The sequence below is a fragment of the Streptomyces viridosporus genome (assembly GCF_002078235.1).
Taxonomy (GTDB): domain Bacteria; phylum Actinomycetota; class Actinomycetes; order Streptomycetales; family Streptomycetaceae; genus Streptomyces; species Streptomyces viridosporus.
In genome coordinates this window covers 1-4,210 of record NZ_MSGP01000691.1, presented here as the reverse complement: position 1 = coordinate 4,210, position 4,210 = coordinate 1, and the positions used below count along the sequence as shown (strand labels likewise).

The window sequence follows — 4,210 nt, the reverse complement described above, 5'->3', positions numbered from 1 at the left end:
GGCCCCTCCCCGGGCCCGCGGTCGCGGCGTTGGCTGCTGGGCTTCTGGGCCGTGGTGTTCGTGCTGTTCCTCGCGGTGCAGCCCGGCCGGCAGACCTTCGACACCAAGCTCGGCGTCACCGTCGACCCCGGGCAGTTCCTCGCCGACCTGGGCCAGCTGTGGCACGACCGGGGGTCGTTCGGCGGGATCTCCGACCAGTACGTCGGCTATCTCTGGCCGATGCTGCCGTACTACTGGGTGTGCGACCTCCTGCACCTTCCCGTGTGGCTGGCGGAGCGGCTGTGGATGTCGCTGATCGTGTCGGTCGCGTTCTGGGGCGCGCTGCGCCTGGCGGAGCGGCTGCGCGTGGGCGGCGGGGCGTCCCGGCTGCTCGCGGCGGCGGCGTACGCGCTGTGGCCGGTGTTCACCGCGGTCGTCGGTTCCACGTCGGCCGCCGCGCTGCCGGGCGCGTTCCTGCCCTGGGTGCTGCTGCCGCTGACGAACGAGCGGTACACGGCCCGGGTCGCGGCGCTGCGCTCGGCGCTGCTCGTGCCGTTCATGGGCGGGGTCAACGCGGCCTCGACGCTGGCCTCCCTGCTGCCCGTCGGCCTGTACCTGCTCTCCCGCCCGCCGGGGCCGCGGCAGCGAAGACTGATCGCCTGGTGGGCGCCCGCGGTGGCCGTGGCGACCGCCTGGTGGTGGATCCCGCTGCTGCTGCTCGGGATCCACGGCGAGAACTTCCTCCCCTACATCGAGACCGCGCGGACCACGACCGACACCATGGCGGCTACGGAGGCGCTGCGCGGCGCCGGGAACTGGGTGGCCTACCTCCACTTCGGTGAGGCGTGGCTGCCGGCCGGCTGGACCGTGGCCTCCTCGGCGCTCGTGGTCGTCTGCTCGGCGCTCGCGGCGGGGCTGGGCCTCGCCGGGATCGCCCGGCGGGACGTGCCGGAGCGGCGCTGGCTGGTGCTGACCGTGCTGGTGACGGCGCTGGTGCTGCTCGCCGGGTACGGCGGCGCGTTCGGCGCCCCCTTCCACTCGGTGGTGCAGGACTGGCTGGACGGCTGGGCGGCGCCGTTCCGCAACATCTACAAGTTCCAGACGGGGCTGGCGCTGGCGCTCGTGCTGGGCCTGGCGCACCTGGTGGGCACGGCCGCCGAGTCGCGCGGGACCCGCCGGGTGCGCGGGCGGCGGTTCGCCCCGCTGGTCGCCGCGGTCCTGGTGCTGCCGGGGCTGCTGTGGCCGTACCTCAACGGCTCGATCCTCGCGCCGGGTTCGTTCCAGGAGATCCCCAAGTACTGGCGGGCCACGGCCGACTGGCTGGAGAAGTACTCCCCCGACGCACGCGCCCTGGTGGTCCCGGCCACCGCGCACGGCATCCACACCTGGGGGTCGACCATCGACCAGCCGCTGGACGTGGTCGCCGGATCCCGCTGGGCGCAGCGCGACTACGTGCCCTTCGGCACCCCCGGCAACCGGCGCGCGATGGACGCGGTCGAGCAGGCCCTGCTGACCGGCGCGGCGGTGCCGGGACTGGCCGACTACCTGAGCCGGGCCGGCGTCTTCTACGTCGTCGTCCGGGGCGACCTCGACCCGGACCAGATCGGCTACGTGCCCACCGCGACGGTCAGGCGCACCCTGGAGCAGTCCGGGTACGAGCGGGTCACCGGCCTCGGCCCGGTCATGACCGGCGGCGTGATCGCGGACGGCACCCCGCTCCAGGTCGAGGGCCTGTACCCGCGGCAGCGGGCGGTGGAGATCTACCGCCCGGCCGGCGCGGACGTCCCGCGGCCCGGGCAGGCCGGACTGCTGCCGATCGCCGACACCGCCGTGGTCTCCGGCGGCCCCGAGGCGCTGCTGCCGCTCGCGGACGGGCTGCGCGGCCGGCCGGCCGTGCTGACCGGCGACGGGCACCCCGGGCTCGGCACCCCGCCGGTGCAGGTGGTCGGCGACGGGCTGCGGCGCGCGGACACCCGGTTCGGCCTGGTCAACGCCAACACGTCGTACACGTACACGCGCGACGAGCGCAACGCGCCGGACGCCGAGCAGAACGCGGGCGAGCCGCCGCACCAGATCCTGCCGGTCGAGGGACCGGGCCACCAGACGGTGGCCGAGCTGCGCGGTGCCCGCTCGGTGACGGCCTCCTCCTACGGCAACTGGCTGTTCCACCTGCCGCAGTTCGACCCGGTGAACGCCTTCGACGGCAACCCCGACACCGCGTGGGCGGAGGGTTCGGCCGACTCGCCGGACGGGCAGTGGCTGCGCATCGCCTTCGACGGCACCTACGACATGCCGGACTCCCTCGGCGTCACCCCGCTGCCGCAGGACGGTGTGCGGGCGGCGGCGACCCGGGTGCGGGTGGAGACGGAGAAGGGGTCGACGACCAGCTTCCTCCGGGCCAACGGCACCCGGCAGGAGATCGAGGCGCCCGCGGGCGCGACGGGCTGGATGAAGCTGACGATCGTCGACTCGACGGCCGAGCGCGCCGGTCTGACCGGCGCGGGCTTCTCCGAGATCGACCTGCCCGACGTGCAGGTGACCCGGCTGCTGCGGCTGCCCACCGACGCGGAGAAGTCCACCGCCACCGCCGAGGTGGTCTCCCTGCACCGCGCCGCCGACCCCACGGGGTTGTCCGCCGTGGGCACCGAGGCGGGACTGCACCGCCGGTTCAGCACCGGCGCGGCGGGGACGTACGAGGTGTCGGCGCGCGCGGTGGCGGTGCCGGGCGAGGCGCTGGACCGGCTGCTGTACGAGGTGGCGCCCGAGCAGCGGGGCCGGATCGTCGCCACCGCCGACTCCACCGCCCGCCTCGGCGCCGGCCTGTCGGCGCGCAACCTCACCGACGGCGACCTGACCACGGCGTGGGTCGCGGGCGAGCGGCCGACCTTCCACCTGAGCTGGGAGGGCGAGCAGCCGGTCGGCGAGCTGGTGCTGGCTCCCGCCGGGGGCCTGTCCGCCCGGGCCGCCGAGGTGCACATCAGCTCCCCGGACGGCGCGGCGGTCGCCGAGGTGGACGAGAACGGCTGGGTCCGCTTCCCGCCGATCACCACCGACCGGCTCGACATCACGGTCACCCGGACCGCCCCGCTCACCCTGCACAACCCGGTCGTCGGCGAGGACCTGCAGCTTCCGGTGGGCCTGACGGAGGCGTACGTCCCGGCCCTCGACCAGTACCGCACCCCGCAGCCGTCCGGCACCCGGGAGGTCTCGCTGGCCTGCGGGAAGGGACCGGTGCTGGCGGTGGACGACGAGCTGTACGAGACGAGCGTGCGGGGGACGGTACGGGACCTGGTGGAGCGGCGCCCGATGGAGGTGACCCTCTGCCGGGACGGCGGTGACGACCGGGGGCTGGAGCTTCCCGCGGGCGACCACCGGGTCGAGGCCGGTGACGCGGGTCCGCTGGCGCTGACCGAGGTGACCCTGACCCGCGGGACCGTGCCCCAGGTCGCCGGCTCCGGACGCCAGTTGAAGGTCCAGGACTGGCTCGGCGACCACCGCGAGGTCACCGTCGGCTCGGGCGCGGCCTCGTACCTGACGACGTACGAGAACCACAACGACGGCTGGAAGGCCACCCTGAACGGCGAGGAGCTCACGCCGCTGCGGCTGGACGGCTGGCAGCAGGGCTGGCGGATCCCGGCGGGCGCGGGCGGCACGGTGAAGCTGTCCTACGAGCCGGCCGCGACCTACGACGCCGGGCTGATCGGCAGCGGCATCGGGATCGCGGTGCTGATCGGGCTGGCGCTGTGGCGTCGCGACGCCGAGAACCCCGACGAGCCGCAGCCCGCTCCCGCACCGCCCGGCCCGTGGCTCGGCGCGGTGGCGCTGACGCTGGTCGCCGTGGTGATCGCGGGCTGGTGGGCGCTGCTGGTCCCGGCGCTGGCGCTGCTGGCGCGGCGGCGGCACACCCTGCTGGTGCCGGTCGCGTTCGCGGCCCTCGCGGGAGCGGGCGTCGCGGCGGCGCTCGGGGCCGGGGAGCCGGTGGGCGCCGGCACCGGAGCGTACGGGCACGTGGCCCAACTGCTCGCGCTGATCGGCCTGTTCGCCGCTCTGGTGAGCCTCGGAGAGACGCGCGGGCAGGAGGGTCCGGCCCGGGGGCCGGGCGGGCCCGGGAACGGTCCGGGGTCGACGGCGGTGCTGCCGCCGGTGCCCGCGGGCGGCCCCCACGTGTCGGGGATGTCACCCGCTCCCCACACGCACCCCGCGCCGCCCCTGCCCACCGCGAAGAGCAGGG

The 4,210-nt window shown here is 75.6% G+C and carries 1 protein-coding gene; it reads left to right on the top strand.

What is annotated here, in order from left to right; all coding sequences use genetic code 11:
* A partial coding sequence (locus B7L92_RS35900) for an alpha-(1->3)-arabinofuranosyltransferase domain-containing protein (RefSeq protein WP_218030498.1) occupies positions 1-4,210 on the top strand: 4,210 nt, incomplete at both ends.